At 69.8% G+C, this 12,383-nt stretch carries 10 protein-coding genes and 1 pseudogene; 1 reads left to right on the top strand and 10 read right to left on the bottom strand.

Annotated features, from left to right (window positions below; translation table 11 throughout):
- Positions 1-142 precede the first annotated feature (142 nt).
- The 4 genes and pseudogenes from ACH4YP_RS19495 to ACH4YP_RS19480 all read right to left on the bottom strand — a co-directional run bounded on the left by ACH4YP_RS19495 (position 143) and on the right by ACH4YP_RS19480 (position 3,860).
- On the bottom strand, positions 143-811 hold the full coding sequence (locus ACH4YP_RS19495) for a response regulator (protein ID WP_398491389.1): 669 nt from the start codon (positions 809-811) through the stop codon (positions 143-145).
- Positions 808-2,120, bottom strand: a pseudogene (locus tag ACH4YP_RS19490) (sensor histidine kinase). Before ACH4YP_RS19490 ends, ACH4YP_RS19495 begins: the two are co-directional and overlap by 4 nt.
- Positions 2,121-2,169: 49 nt before the next feature.
- Positions 2,170-2,940, bottom strand: a complete 771-nt coding sequence (locus ACH4YP_RS19485) for an ABC transporter permease (protein ID WP_398491388.1) — start codon at positions 2,938-2,940, stop codon at positions 2,170-2,172.
- A complete protein-coding gene (locus ACH4YP_RS19480) occupies positions 2,937-3,860 on the bottom strand; it encodes an ATP-binding cassette domain-containing protein (RefSeq protein WP_361071820.1) in 924 nt (307 codons plus the stop codon). Before ACH4YP_RS19480 ends, ACH4YP_RS19485 begins: the two co-directional genes overlap by 4 nt.
- Before the next feature lie 94 nt (positions 3,861-3,954).
- Here ACH4YP_RS19480 and ACH4YP_RS19475 point away from each other — a divergent pair, with 94 nt between their 5' ends.
- The gene (locus ACH4YP_RS19475) at positions 3,955-4,545 is read left to right on the top strand and encodes a GNAT family N-acetyltransferase (RefSeq protein WP_398491385.1); all 591 of its coding nucleotides are present in this window, start codon (positions 3,955-3,957) and stop codon (positions 4,543-4,545) included.
- Between the two features lie 23 nt (positions 4,546-4,568).
- On the opposite strand, the gene ACH4YP_RS19470 is transcribed toward ACH4YP_RS19475, so the two are convergent.
- From ACH4YP_RS19470 to ACH4YP_RS19445, 6 genes are all read right to left on the bottom strand, one after another.
- The gene (locus ACH4YP_RS19470) at positions 4,569-6,152 is read right to left on the bottom strand and encodes a type IV secretory system conjugative DNA transfer family protein (protein WP_398491384.1); all 1,584 of its coding nucleotides are present in this window, start codon (positions 6,150-6,152) and stop codon (positions 4,569-4,571) included.
- A gap of 14 nt (positions 6,153-6,166) precedes the next feature.
- Positions 6,167-7,591 (bottom strand): ATP-binding protein, encoded by a 1,425-nt coding sequence (locus tag ACH4YP_RS19465; protein WP_398491382.1) that lies wholly within the window; start codon positions 7,589-7,591, stop codon positions 6,167-6,169.
- Positions 7,592-7,603: 12 nt separating this feature from the next.
- Positions 7,604-9,163, bottom strand: coding sequence for an SCO6880 family protein (locus ACH4YP_RS19460; protein ID WP_398491380.1), 1,560 nt, complete (start codon positions 9,161-9,163; stop codon positions 7,604-7,606).
- On the bottom strand, positions 9,160-10,479 hold the full coding sequence (locus ACH4YP_RS19455; RefSeq protein WP_398491378.1) for a hypothetical protein: 1,320 nt from the start codon (positions 10,477-10,479) through the stop codon (positions 9,160-9,162). The genes ACH4YP_RS19460 and ACH4YP_RS19455 overlap by 4 nt, the downstream gene beginning before the upstream one ends.
- On the bottom strand, positions 10,469-11,308 hold the full coding sequence (locus tag ACH4YP_RS19450) for a hypothetical protein (RefSeq protein ID WP_398491376.1): 840 nt from the start codon (positions 11,306-11,308) through the stop codon (positions 10,469-10,471). Before ACH4YP_RS19450 ends, ACH4YP_RS19455 begins: the two co-directional genes overlap by 11 nt.
- Positions 11,309-11,500: 192 nt before the next feature.
- Entirely contained in the window at positions 11,501-11,809 is a 309-nt protein-coding gene (locus ACH4YP_RS19445) for a hypothetical protein (RefSeq protein ID WP_361071840.1), read from the bottom strand.
- Between the last annotated feature and the right edge of the window lie 574 nt (positions 11,810-12,383).

The raw sequence follows: 12,383 nt of genomic DNA, 5'->3' as shown, positions 1-12,383 counted from the left end.
GTACTGCAGGGGGGACCCTGTGGGAGAGTAGGACACCGCCGAACAAATTTTGATGAGAAAGCCCCCGCACTTCGGTGCGGGGGCTTTCTTGCGTTTGGGGGCTCTTTAGGCTCTTTATGGAAGTGCCCTTCCCTGGTCCTTTTCAGGACGGCTCCACCAGCCTTGTGTCGTACGCCAGGATTACCGCTTGGATGCGGTCCCGGGAGCCTGTCTTCGCGAGGATGCGGCTCACGTGGGTCTTCACCGTCGATTCGGCGAGATGGAGGCGGGCGGATATCTCTGTGTTCGTCCAGCCCTGGCCGATGACCGTCAGGATTTCGCGTTCGCGGTCCGTGAGGGAGACGAGGCGTGGGTCCTGGCCGGGGGTTGTTTCCGGGCCCGGAGTGGGGAGGCGCTCGGCGTAGGTGTCGAGAAGGCGGCGGGTGAGGCTCGGGGCGACGACCGCGTCGCCCGTGGCCACCGCGCGGATGCCGGCGAGGAGTTCCTCGGGCTGGGCGTCCTTGATGAGGAAGCCGGAGGCGCCGGCCCGCAGGCCGGCGTACGCGTACTCGTCCAGGTCGAACGTGGTGAGGATGAGGACGCGGGTGCGGTCTCCGGAGGAGACGATGCGGCGGGTCGCCTCGATGCCGTCGAGGCCGGGCATGCGGATGTCCATCAGGGCGACGTCCGGGTGGAGTTCGGCCGTCATGCGGGTCGCCTCGCTGCCGTTGGACGCTTCGCCCACGACCGCCATGTCGTCCTGGCTCTCCAGGAGCATGCGGAAGCCCAGGCGTTGCAGCGGCTGGTCGTCGACGATGAGCACGGTGGTCACTGCGGGGTTTCCTCCGGTAGGTGAAGGTGGACGTGCCAGCCGTGGTCCGGGAGCGGGCCGGACTCAAGTGTGCCGCCGTACAAGGCAGTTCGTTCGCGCATTCCGATGAGGCCGCGGCCCCCGGCGCCGTTGCTCTGGGCTGTGCCTCCGCGGCCGGTGTCGGTCACCGTCGCGGATACGGCGCCGCCGTCTCCGTATGACACCGAGACTGTCGAGGTCGCGTCGGGGCCGCCGTGCTTGAGGGTGTTCGTCAGGGCTTCCTGGATGACTCGGTAGACGGTGAGTTGGCGGCCCGGGGGAGGGCGGTGGCCTGGCCGTGGATGGTGGTGCGGACGGGGACGCCGGCGGAACGTACGCCGTCGATGAGGTGGTCGAGGTCGGTGAGGGACGGCTGGGGGGCCATCTCGACTCCCGGGGGGGCGAGTCCCCGGGCAAGTCCCAGGGGTTCGGCTCCCGGCGGCTCTGGTCCTGGGGGATCCGTGCGTAGTACGTCCAGGAGGCGGCGGAGTTCGCCCAGGGCCTGGCGGCTGGTGGTGCCGATGGCGGTGAGGGCCTGGGCCGCGCGTTCGGGGTTCTTGGCGGCCGCGTACGAACCGCCGTCCGCGAGGCTGGTGATGACCGACAGGTTGTGGCCGATGATGTCGTGCATCTCGCGGGCTATGCGGGTGCGTTCGGCGGCGGCGGCGAGCTGGGCCTGTTGGTCGCGTTCGACCACCAGTTGGCGAGCGCGTTCGAAGAGGGAGGCCAGGTACTCCTGGCGGGTGCGGACCGCGATGCCGCCGAGCGCCGACAGGGCGAGGCTCATCGCGGCGGGGAAGATGTTCTGCTCCGGGCCCTGCTCGGCGGGGTAGCGGAACGCGGTCACCAAGAAGGGGGCCATCACCAGGCCGTACGACCACAGGAGGGTACGGAGCCGGGTCCGCAGCGCGACGTTGAACAGGACGATGAGAAGGAGGAGGGACGCCTGCAGCAGGGCACCCGTCCATGCGTTGACGAGGGCGATCGGCGCCATGCCCAGGAGGATCGCCCACGGGTGCTTGCGGCGCCAGAACAGGGGGACGGAGAAGCCGAGCGAGATCGTCCAGAGAAGCCAGACCGGCGTGTGGAGGTTCCCGGTGACGTTCCGCCAGCCCTCGCTCTGGATGTCGGTGACTGCCGCGATCACGAAGAAGCCCGTCACCAGGCCGTCCCACACCCACGGGCGGCGTCGGTCGAGGGCGCGTGCCCACTGGACGACGCGGTGGAACTGGCGGGTGAGCGGCTGCCCGTTCGGCGACCACTCGCCCTGCCAGTCCTGTTCGCGTGTCACGGACTCATCCTCGTACGCGGTGCGGCCGTTCGTCCCGTCATTGGTCCGGTCATACGTCTCGTCGCTTCAGGAGCAGTGAGGCTGCCGTGAGGGTGGCGAGTGTCCAGAGTGAGAGTGCGAGCAGGGACGCGCCCGGTGAGGCCATGTCCGCCGTGGTGTGGGCGGTGGTGAGGGCGTCGAGGGACTTGGTGGGGAAGTAGCGGCCGGCGTCGGCGATGACGTCGTACGGAAGTGAGGCGATGATCTCCGGAAGGATCAGGACGCCGCCGATCAGCGCGCCGATGCTGCCGGGGACCGAGCGGATCAGTGCGCCGAGGGACAGGGCCATGACGCCGACGAGGGCGAGGCCGGCCGCGTTGCCGACGAGGGCGCGGACAATGCCCGGGTCGCTCAGGGAGGCTTCCTGGTCCGTGCCGGAGAGGAAGGCCTGGGCGAGTGTGAACGTGACGAAGTTCGTGGCGAGGATGAGGACGAAGGCGACCGTGCCCAGGACCGCGGCCTTGGACCACAGCACGGGAAGGCGGCGGGGGACCGCTGTCATGGTGGAGCGGATCATGCCCGTCGAGTACTCGCCCGCTGTCACCAGGACGCCCAGGACACCGATGATGATCGTCGTGAACTGCATGCCGATCAGGACCAGGAGAACGGTGTCGACGTCCCCGTCGCCGCCGCCGGTCTCGTAGGTCGCGCCGATCGCGAGGCCGAAGCCGATGGTCAGGGCGCTCGTGATCGCCAGAGTGATCCAGGTCGAGCGCAGGGTCCACAGCTTGTGCCATTCGGAGCGCAGGATGCGGGACGGGGTGAGGGCGAGGGTGGTCATGCCGGCTCCAAGTGGGCTGTGTACTCCAGGGAGTCGCGGGTCAGGTCCATGAAGGCCTCCTCCAACGACGCGGCGTGCAGGGTGAGTTCGAAGAGGGGGATGCCGTGGGCTGCGGCGGTACGGCCGATGTGTTCGGCGTCCGTGCCCTGGACTTCGAGGATGCCGAGGGTGGAGCTGGTGACGTCCACGCCTGGGGCGGCGAGGAGTTGGGCGAGCCGGCCCGCTTCCGGGGTGACGACCTTGACCGTGCCCGCGCCCGATTCGCGTACGAACGTGTCGACCGTCGTGTCGGCCAGCAGGCGGCCCCTGCCGATGATGATCAGGTGCTCGGCGGTGAGGGCCATCTCGCTCATCAGGTGGGAGGAGACGAAGACCGTACGGCCCTCCGCGGCAAGGGACTTGAGGAGGTTGCGGATCCACAGGACGCCCTCGGGGTCGAGGCCGTTGACCGGTTCGTCGAGGATCACGGTGGCCGGGTCGCCGAGCAACGCGGCGGCGATGCCGAGGCGTTGGCCCATGCCGAGGGAGAAGCCCTTGACCCGCCGTCCCGCCACGTCGGTCAGGCCGGTGAGGTCCAGGACGTGGTCGACGCGGCTCCTGGGGATGCCGTGGGTGAGGGCGAGGGCGACCAGGTGGTGGTGGGCCGTGCGGCCCGGGTGGACCGAGCGGGCCTCCAGGAGTGCGCCGACCTCGTGGAGGGGCGCGGGGTGGTCGGCGTACGCGTGGTCGCCGACCGTGGCGGTGCCGCGCGTCGGGGCGTCCAGGCCGAGGATCATCCGCATGGTCGTGGACTTGCCGGCGCCGTTGGGGCCGAGGAAGCCGGTGACCGTGCCGGGGCGGACCGTGAAGGTGAGGTCGGAGACGGCGTATTCGGCGGGCTTGCCGCCGTAGCGTTTGGTCAGTTCGGAGGCTGTGATCATGTCTTCGATGGTCGGCCGGGCGGGTGGCCGGCGCGTCGGACGACGGCGGGATATGAGGTGAAGGGTGTAGTACCCCGGTATTACGGTGACCCTCATGAGCCCCGATGTTCGTTCCGAAGACCGTCCTGATGCCTCAACGGACCATGTGGTGCGTTCGGTACGTGCCGACGAGTGGCCCGCGGCGAAGGAGCTGCGGCTGGCCGCGCTGCGGGATCCGGTGGCGCACCTCGCGTTTCTGGAGACGTACGAGGCTGCCGTGGTCCGGCCCGACGGCTTCTGGCGGGAGCGGGCGGCCGGGGCCGCCGAGGGTGTGCGTGAGCGGCAGCAGGTGGTGGCCGTGGCGCCCGACGGGCGGTGGGTCGGGTCGGTGGTCGTGCTGGTCGAAGAGGCCGGGGAGGTCGGCGCGTTCGGGGATGTGATCGACGTACGGCAGGGGCATCTCGTGGGCGTCTATGTCCGGCCCGAGGTGCGGGGGCGGGGGCTCACCGAGCGGCTCTTCGCGTACGCCCTGGAGTGGGCGTGGGAGGTCGCCGGGGTGGAGCGGGTGCGGCTGTTCGTGGACGAGCGGAACGGGCGGGCAGAGGCCTTCTACCGGAGGTTCGGGTTCGTGCCCACGGGGGAGAGCGCTCCGGTGCCCGGGGATCCGGGCGCGCGGGAGCTGGAGTTCGTGTTCGAGCGGCCCTAGGGAGCCGGGACCTGCACGGGGACCTAAACCGGTAGTTCGTGGTGGGGCCAGCGGGAGCGGGCCTGTTCGCGGGAGCGGAGGAGGGCCAGGACGGGGAGGCCCCGGTCCGGGCCCGTGCCTCCGCTCGCGGACAGGAGGTCCGGGAGCTGGGGGAGGGGGGCCACCGCCGCCACGTCGTCCAGGACGAGGGTGAGTGGTGGGTCGAGGCGACCGGAGGATGACCGTTCGGCCATGCGCCGGCCGCGCTCGACCACGCTTGAGGCGAGGGCCGTCAGCAGGGGCATCGCGCCGGGATTCGCCCTGGGGTCCTCGATGGGTTCACCGACCACATAGAGCGTGCCCCCTTCGTCGGCGAAGGAATCCAGGGTGAGGGTGTCGGTTCGGTTCGGGGTGCAGGCTTCGCGGACATTCACCGTGAACAGGGCGGACAGGGCGCGAGCCGTCAACTCCTGGGCGATGTCCCGGCGTTCGGGGTGCGAGGTGAGGGTCGCTTCGAGTTCGCCCGCGGAACCGGCGGCGGCCTTGGGGTTCGTACGGAGGATGCGTACGGCTTCCTGGACCTGGGTGCCCTGGGCCCAGCGGTGGACGTGGCGGATGGTGCGGCCGTCGACCGCGGCGGCGTGGAGGTAGCTGCGCAGGAGGGTTTCCGCGGTGTCGGCGACGGTCTGGTCGATCTTCGCGGTGGGGCGGACCGGGGCGAGGAGCGCTGCCGCGCGGGCCTTGGCGGTGTCCTTGTTCTCGCAGCCGGCGGAGGGGGACCAGTGGAGGCGGGCCGGGGTGTCGCAGAGGTGGGAGGGGTCGTAGAGGAGGACGGGGCCCAGTTTCGCGCGGGCGTCCTTCGTGTCCGACCAGAGGGTGGGGTTGGAGGTGATGACGAGGGCCGGGCCGTCCGCGTCCCGGATCGCCTGGACGGCGAGGGGGTGGCGGGTCTCGGGCGGGCCGAGGATGACCGGGCCTCGCGGTGTGGGTACGCCTACCGACCCCGCGCCTTCGGCGCGGATGCTTTCCCACCCACCCACCCGATTACCGTCGGCCACCGAGGGAACCGACTCCAGCGGCGGCTCCGCCGCATGGACAGGCTCGGCCGCCGACACCCGCTCCACCGCGGGTCGCGGAGCGACCTCACGAGGCACACTCTCAGGCTGTGGCTGTGGCTGTGGTTGTCGCTGCGGTTGTGCCTTTGCCTCCGGCTCGGGAGCGGGCTCCGGCATGGCGGACGCGGTCGCGGCGAGCGCCCTGCGTCTCGCTCTCCCCGCCCGCCACCTCGCAGCCGTCCCCATCACGAACACCGTCAGGACCAGCAGGACCATCAGCTGGCCGATGAGCAGGCCCCAGAAGAGCCCGTACCCGGAGAGTTGCGTGTCCGGGGTCTCCGGCCAGGCGGCCGCGATGTCGTGGGGGGCCGCGACGAGTTGGCGCATGGCCAGGGGCGTACGGCGGAAGGTGACCTCGGAGGGCCAGGAGCCGTGGGTGAAGAGGCCGGCCAGGCCGGTGGCCGTCCACACCATGACGGTCATGCCGAGGACGAAGGCCAGGACACCGATCAGGAGTCCGTCGGGGATGCCGCCTTCGCCGCCGCGGTGGCGGTCGCGTTCGTCCGGTCTCATCTCGGGCCGCTCCTCTACGCCACCGTGGACTCGGACGAGTCGTCGACATCGCTCAGGTGATGCTCCATGAACGCCGCCGCGCGTTCCTCCGCCTCCAGCTCGGCGGCCCGCAGGGCGTCGTCCGTCAGGTGGTCGGCCGACGACTGTGTCATGGCGCGGTCGGTGAAGACGAGGGGGCGTTCGGTCTCGGTGATCAGGTGTTTGACCACTTGGACGTTGCCGTTGACGTCCCAGACCGCGATGCCGGGCGTGAGGGTGGGGATGATTTCCACAGCCCACCTGGGCAGGCCGAGCACCCGTCCGGTCGACCTCGCCTCATCCGCCTTCTGGGCGTAGATCGTCCGTGTGGACGCCATCTTGAGGATCGCGGAGGCCTCCTTCGCCGCCGCTCCGTCGACCACGTCGCTCAAGTGGTGGACCACCGCCACGAACGACAGACCCAGGCGGCGTCCGAACTTCAGCAGGCGCTGGAAGAGCTGGGCCACGAACGGGCTGTTGATGATGTGCCAGGCCTCCTCGACCAGGAAGATGCGCTTCCTCCGGTCGGGGCGGATCCACGTGTGCTCCAGCCACACGCCGACGATCGCCATGAGGATCGGCATGGCGATGGAGTTGCGGTCGATGTGGGACAGGTCGAAGACGATGAGCGGCGCGTCGAGGTCGATGCCGACGGTCGTCGGGCCGTCGAACATGCCGCGCAGGTCACCGTCGACGAGGCGGTCGATGACGAGGGCGACGTCCAGGCCCCAGGCCCGTACGTCGTCTATGGCGACGTTCATCGCCTCCGCCGACTCCGGTTCGGGGTGTCGCAGTTGCTCGACGATGTCCGTCAGTACGGGCTGGCGCTCGACGATCGTCTCGTTGACGTAGGCGTGCGCGACCTTGAGGGCGAAGCCCGAGCGCTCGTCCAGGCCGTGCCCCATCGCGACCTCGATGATCGTCCGGAGCAGGGCGAGCTGGCCGGTCGTGGTGATCGCGGGGTCGAGCGGGTTGAGCCGGATTCCCATGTCCAGGGCGGCGGTCGGGTCGAGCCGGATGGGGGTTATACCCAGCTCGCGGGCGATGAGGTTCCACTCGCCGTCGCCGTCCTCGCCCTGTGCGTCGAGGACGACGACCTGGCGGTCCTTGAACCTCAACTGCCTTAGGACGTACGTCTTCTCCAGGGCCGACTTGCCGTTGCCGGACTCGCCGAGGACCAGCCAGTGCGGTGCCGGGAGCTGCTGTCCGTACAGCTGGAAGGGGTCGTAGATGTAGCCCTTCCCGGAGTAGACCTCGCGGCCGATGATGACGCCGGAGTCGCCGAGGCCGGGGGCGGCGGTCGGCAGGTAGACGGCCTGGGCCTGGCCGGTGGAGGTGCGCACCGGTGGGCGGGTCGTCTCGACCTTGCCGAAGAGGAAGGACGTGAAGGCCTCGGTGAGGACGGACAGCGGATCCCGCATCAGTACTCAGCCCTACCTTCGGATGCCGGTGGCGAACGGGAGTGTGTTCACGAAGGCGCGGTGGTGCTCGCGGTCGCACCACTCCAGCTTCAGATACGACTTGCCGGCCGAGGCCCTTATCGTCCGCTTGTCGCGGGCGAGGGCTTCGGGGTTGCGGGACGAGACGGTGATGTAGCCGACGATGTTGACGCCGGCCGCGCCGCTCGCGAGGTCCTCGCCGCGCTGGTCCATGCGGTTGTGCGAGGCGACGTCGCGGGGGTCGACGGTGCGGTTCATCTTGGCCTGGCGGCTGGCCTCGGCGTCGTCGTTCGTCTTCTCGGTGAGCATCCGCTCGATGGCGACCTCGGTGGGTTCGAGGTCCATCGTGACGGCGACCGTGCGGATCACGTCGGGGGTGTGGACGAGCAGCGGGGCGAGGAAGTTGACGCCCACCGGGGTCATCGGCCACTCCTTCACCCAGGCCGTGGAGTGGCACCAGGGGGCGCGGGTGGAGGACTCACGGGTCTTGGCCTGGAGGTAGGTGGGCTCCATGGCGTCGAGCTCGGCCGGCCAGGCGTTGCGCTTGGTCATCGCCTGGATGTGGTCGATGGGGTGGTCCGGGTCGTACATCGAATGAACGAGGGAGGAGAGCCGGCCCTGTCCGAGGGGCTGGCGCACCCGGATGTCGGCCTCCTGGAGGCGCGAGCAGATGTCGGTGAGCTCGCGGGCCATGACGACGGCGAGTCCGGAGTCGCGGTCGAGCTTCCTGCCGCCCTGCGGGCGCGCGGCGCGGGCCATCGCGTGGCCCTCGGCGGCGAGTTCGCGGGAGTAGTGCATGCAGGCGACGAGGTAGGCGCGGTGCTGCTCGCTGCTGGTCGACACCATGGACTGGAGCTGGTCGTAGGACTGCTGCAGCCAGCCGGGGGCCTTCTCGTCGCCGCGTACGACGACGTCCTTGGCGTGGGCGTCCGGGTCGGCGGGGAGCGTACGGGCGAGCATCTGGAGGCGGGTGACGAAGCCGTCGCCGTTCGCGACGTGCTTGAGGAGGGTGCCGAACCGGTCGACGAGGGTTTCCTGGTCCTCGCTGTCGCGGAGGCCGACGCCGGGGCCCTCGATCTCGATCGCCGCAGTGACGGTTTTCCGGTCGGCGTGCAGGAGGACGGCGATCTCGTCCGGGCCGAAGGGCGCGGCGAGCCAGGTGATCCGTCCGATGCCGGGCGGGGGGCCGACCTCGACCTCGCGGCCGTCGGCGCGTGTCCCGGACTCCATGACCTTGCTGCGGTAGGCGGTGCCCTGGCGCAGGCTGCGCTTGTAACTGCGGTTGATCTCGAACCACTTGTAGAAGGTCCGCCGCTTGTACGGCACGTAGACCGCGGCCAGTGCCAGCATCGGGAAGCCCACGAGGGACACGATGCGCAGGGAGAGCACGGGGACGATCAGACCGGACATCATGCCGAGGAACGCGCCCACGATGATCAGCGCGATCTCGCCGGACTCGCGGTTGCGGCCGACGATCGCGTTCGGCCGGGCGCGGCCGATCAGATATGTCCGGCGGGGCGTGACCGGATGGGACACATGGGCCTCGGTCGTCAACGCCCTTCACCTCCCGTGCGGTTGTTGCTGCTGTTGCGTGTGTTGCCTGCGTGGGGGGTGTTCACCGGGCTGCTGCGGGGTGGGGGTGCGGCGGAGGGGACAGATCCGCCGCCGCCCCCGCCCGAGTTGCCGCGGGAGCTGTGGGCGGCGACGCCGCCGGAGACGGGGTTGGAGGGGCGGGCACCGCCGCCGCCTCCGCCGTTGTTGTCGGCCCGGGCGCTGTGGGTCTTGATGCCCTGGGCGACGAGGGTGGCGGGCGAGCTGATGACGGCCGCGGCCTTGCCTTCGGCGCCCTGCATGATGCGGTTGTTGCGGGAGCCGGCGATCTCGTCGCCGAAGCCCGGTACGAAGCGGTAGATCATCGCGCTCGCGAAGATGGCGAGCAGGATGATGGCGAGGCCGGAGACGACGGCGGAGAATGCGTCGGGCCCGTCCTCGGCGGAGAGGGCTCCGGCCAGGCCGAGCACGATCACGATCACCGGTTTCACGAGGATGACGGCGATCATGATGCCCGCCCAGCGGCGGACGTGGCCCCAGAGGTTCTTGTCGACCAGGCCGGCGTAGACGACGGTGCCGAGGAGCGCGCCCACGTAGAGGAGCGCGGCGCGGATCACGAGCTCCAGCCACAGGACGCCGGCGGCGAGGATCGACACGAGGGACACCACGATCAGCATGATCGGGCCGCCGCCGATGTCGGTGCCCTTGTTCAGGGCGCCGGAGAAGTTGCCGAAGAACGTGTCCGTCTGGTTGCCGGTGGTCTTGGCGAGGACCTCGGCGATGCCGTCGGTCGCCGACACGACGGTGTAGAGGATCAGAGGGGTGAAGGCCGAGGCCAGCACCGTCAGCCAGAGGAAGCCGATCGCCTCGCCGATGGCCGTGCTGAGGGGGACGCCTCGCACGGCCCGCTTGGCGACCGCGAGCAGCCACAGGAGGAGGGTCAGGATCGTCGACGCGGCGAAGACGACCGCGTACTGCTGGAGGAACGTGGTGTTCGTGAAGTCGACGGTCGCCGTGTTCTGGACGGCGTCACTGAGCTTGTCGATGGTCCAGGAGGCGGCTTTGGCGCAGCCCTTGGCCAGGGAGGCGAGGGGGTCGAGGGTGTCGGCTACGCCGGGCGGGGTGGTGTCGCCCTTGTCTGCGCTGCCGCGTTCGCAGTACTCCTTGGCAGGGCCGGCGATCAGCGAGCAGGGATCGTCCGAGGGCGTTGGTGTTGGCGTCGGAGCCGCGTACGCCTGTGAGGCCAGCAGCACGACGGTGGTCTGTACGGCTGCTACGACGCCGGTGAGCTTGAGCGCGCGCTGCGGGCTACCGGGCATACGTGAACCCTCCGAACTCCTCGACCGCCTTGCCGATCTCGTCGGTCCCGGAGACGGGGTTGTCTCCGTTGACGGGGGTTGGGCCGGTCTTCTGGCTGGTCTCCAGGACCTTCCAGTCGCCGCTGGCCCAGTTCAGCTTCATGGTCACGGTGAACCAGCCGTTGGTCACGGGGTTGGTGGACGCGTCCCCGGTGAGCCCGAAGAGGCTGTTGCACCAGACTTCGACGGTGGCCGCGTCGGCGCTGTGGGAGGTGACTTTGGTGCCCACCGGCAGCGTCCGGTTGACGAACGTGGTGCCTGAGGGCGCAGCGCCGTCCTTGTCGAGGCCGATCTTCTTCAGGAAGTCCGCCGAGTAGTCCGCGTCGAACCCGGACTGGAGTTGATCCACTGCGCCGGGATCGGCGACCGCCTGCACGATCTCGTGCCGCTTGGCAGTGTTGAACATGCCGTCGGAGCCCAGCGCCACCGTGTAGTTGGCCGCCGCGCTCTGCGCACCCTGCTCGTTGTGCGCGTACCCGGACGGAATCCCGGCCGCCTTCGTGTCCACGGGCCGCTCCCCGGTGGCCGCCGTCGGCGACGATTTCGTCTTGTCGCCGCCCGACTCGTCCGAGCCGGAATCACCGCCACCACGGTTCGCGAAGGCGATGGCGGCGATCAGGAGCACCACGACTCCCACCACCGTGACGAGGCTGCGGGAGGACGAACGGCCGCCGCGTCGTGCTCCGCCGTAGACGTCACCGGGACTGTCGGGGAGCCGTGTGCGGGTCTGGCCGGTGCCCCCGTATCCGCCGTCGTCGCCGCGCGCTCCGTGCTCGTCGCCGAGACTCATGCCGCGTACGCCCCCTCAACCTCTTGCTGAACCGCGTAGTACGACGGTAGCCGCGCTGGCTTCGGCGCGGGCGCGGTGTGGTGACTCGACATCAGGGAAACGCAACCTCAGCCGGTGGGCACGACGGACGGGTGGGTAGAGGGAGACCGGGTGTGCCCGGCCGGGTCTGAGGACGCCGAGCCGGCGGGCCGCCTAGACGGCCATGCCGTACACGATGGTGAAGACAGTGCCGAGGGAACCGATGATGAAGACCCCGGTGAGACCCGCGACGATGAGGCCCTTGCCTTGTTCGGCACTGAAGGTGTCGCGGAGGGCCGTCGCGCCGATGCGTTGCTTCGCCGCGCCCCAGATCGCGATGCCGAGGCACAGCAGGATGGCGACCGCCATCACGACCTCGATCATTACCCGCGCCTCGTTGCCCAGGCTGCCGAAGGGGCCCCAGTCCGGGGCAATCCCGCCGATGATGGTGTTGATGTCGCCCTTTTCGGCTGCGTAAAGCATGTAAGTCACCGCCCCTTGTGGGTTGTTCTGCACCCCCTGCCACTCTGCGCAGAGGTCAGGGCCATTGTCGCCGACAATGACGCTGTCGCATGTCGACTTGGCGTCATTGATTGGCGGGTTTCGTACGGATCCCTTGTCACCGGCCCTCGCGGGGCCCTGGCGGGGGCGGGGGTCGGTATACAAGAAGGCGTATCGTCACTCTGTGTATCACGGCAGGTCACGCCGGGCAATGAAGTGGAACCGGAAGTCGAACCGGAACCTGAGGTGTGGTTCCGTCGTTAGCCCCTCTTATCCGGCTCACTCCGGGCGTTGACCGACTCCGCCCGCCCATCGAGCCCGACCCCGTCCCATGTGCGCCGGTCCGTCGTGCCGATGTTCTCCGGGTCGTACGTCTCCTGGTGAGTAGACGCCGCCCGTTTTGCGCTGGGGGAAGGCTATCCCGGGTGGGGGTGTGGGGATGTGGCGGGGTGTCACCGGCGGGGCATGGCGGCGGGGGGGGGGGGGGAACACCCCCCCCCCCCCCCGCCCCGGCGGGGGGGGGGGCGGGGGCCCGGGGGGACGGGCGGGGCACACC

Origin of the sequence: Streptomyces sp. NPDC020747 (assembly GCF_044334695.1) — a bacterium.
Classification (GTDB): Bacteria; Actinomycetota; Actinomycetes; order Streptomycetales; family Streptomycetaceae; genus Streptomyces.
The sequence above is the reverse complement of the archived record's forward strand: the minus strand, read 5'-3'. Positions and strand labels throughout refer to the sequence as shown.

Excerpts from the sequence above, each read along its gene's own strand:
- ACH4YP_RS19465 (WP_398491382.1), bottom strand. The coding sequence starts at position 7,591 with ATGCGGGATCCGCTGTCCGTCCTCACCGAGGCCTTCACGTCCTTCCTC.
- ACH4YP_RS19455 (WP_398491378.1), bottom strand. The coding sequence starts at position 10,479 with ATGCCCGGTAGCCCGCAGCGCGCGCTCAAGCTCACCGGCGTCGTAGCA.
- ACH4YP_RS19475 (WP_398491385.1), top strand. The coding sequence starts at position 3,955 with ATGAGCCCCGATGTTCGTTCCGAAGACCGTCCTGATGCCTCAACGGAC.
- ACH4YP_RS19445 (WP_361071840.1), bottom strand. The coding sequence starts at position 11,809 with ATGCTTTACGCAGCCGAAAAGGGCGACATCAACACCATCATCGGCGGG.
- ACH4YP_RS19470 (WP_398491384.1), bottom strand. The coding sequence starts at position 6,152 with ATGAGACCGGACGAACGCGACCGCCACCGCGGCGGCGAAGGCGGCATC.
- ACH4YP_RS19485 (WP_398491388.1), bottom strand. The coding sequence starts at position 2,940 with ATGACCACCCTCGCCCTCACCCCGTCCCGCATCCTGCGCTCCGAATGG.
- ACH4YP_RS19480 (WP_361071820.1), bottom strand. The coding sequence starts at position 3,860 with ATGATCACAGCCTCCGAACTGACCAAACGCTACGGCGGCAAGCCCGCC.
- ACH4YP_RS19450 (WP_398491376.1), bottom strand. The coding sequence starts at position 11,308 with ATGAGTCTCGGCGACGAGCACGGAGCGCGCGGCGACGACGGCGGATAC.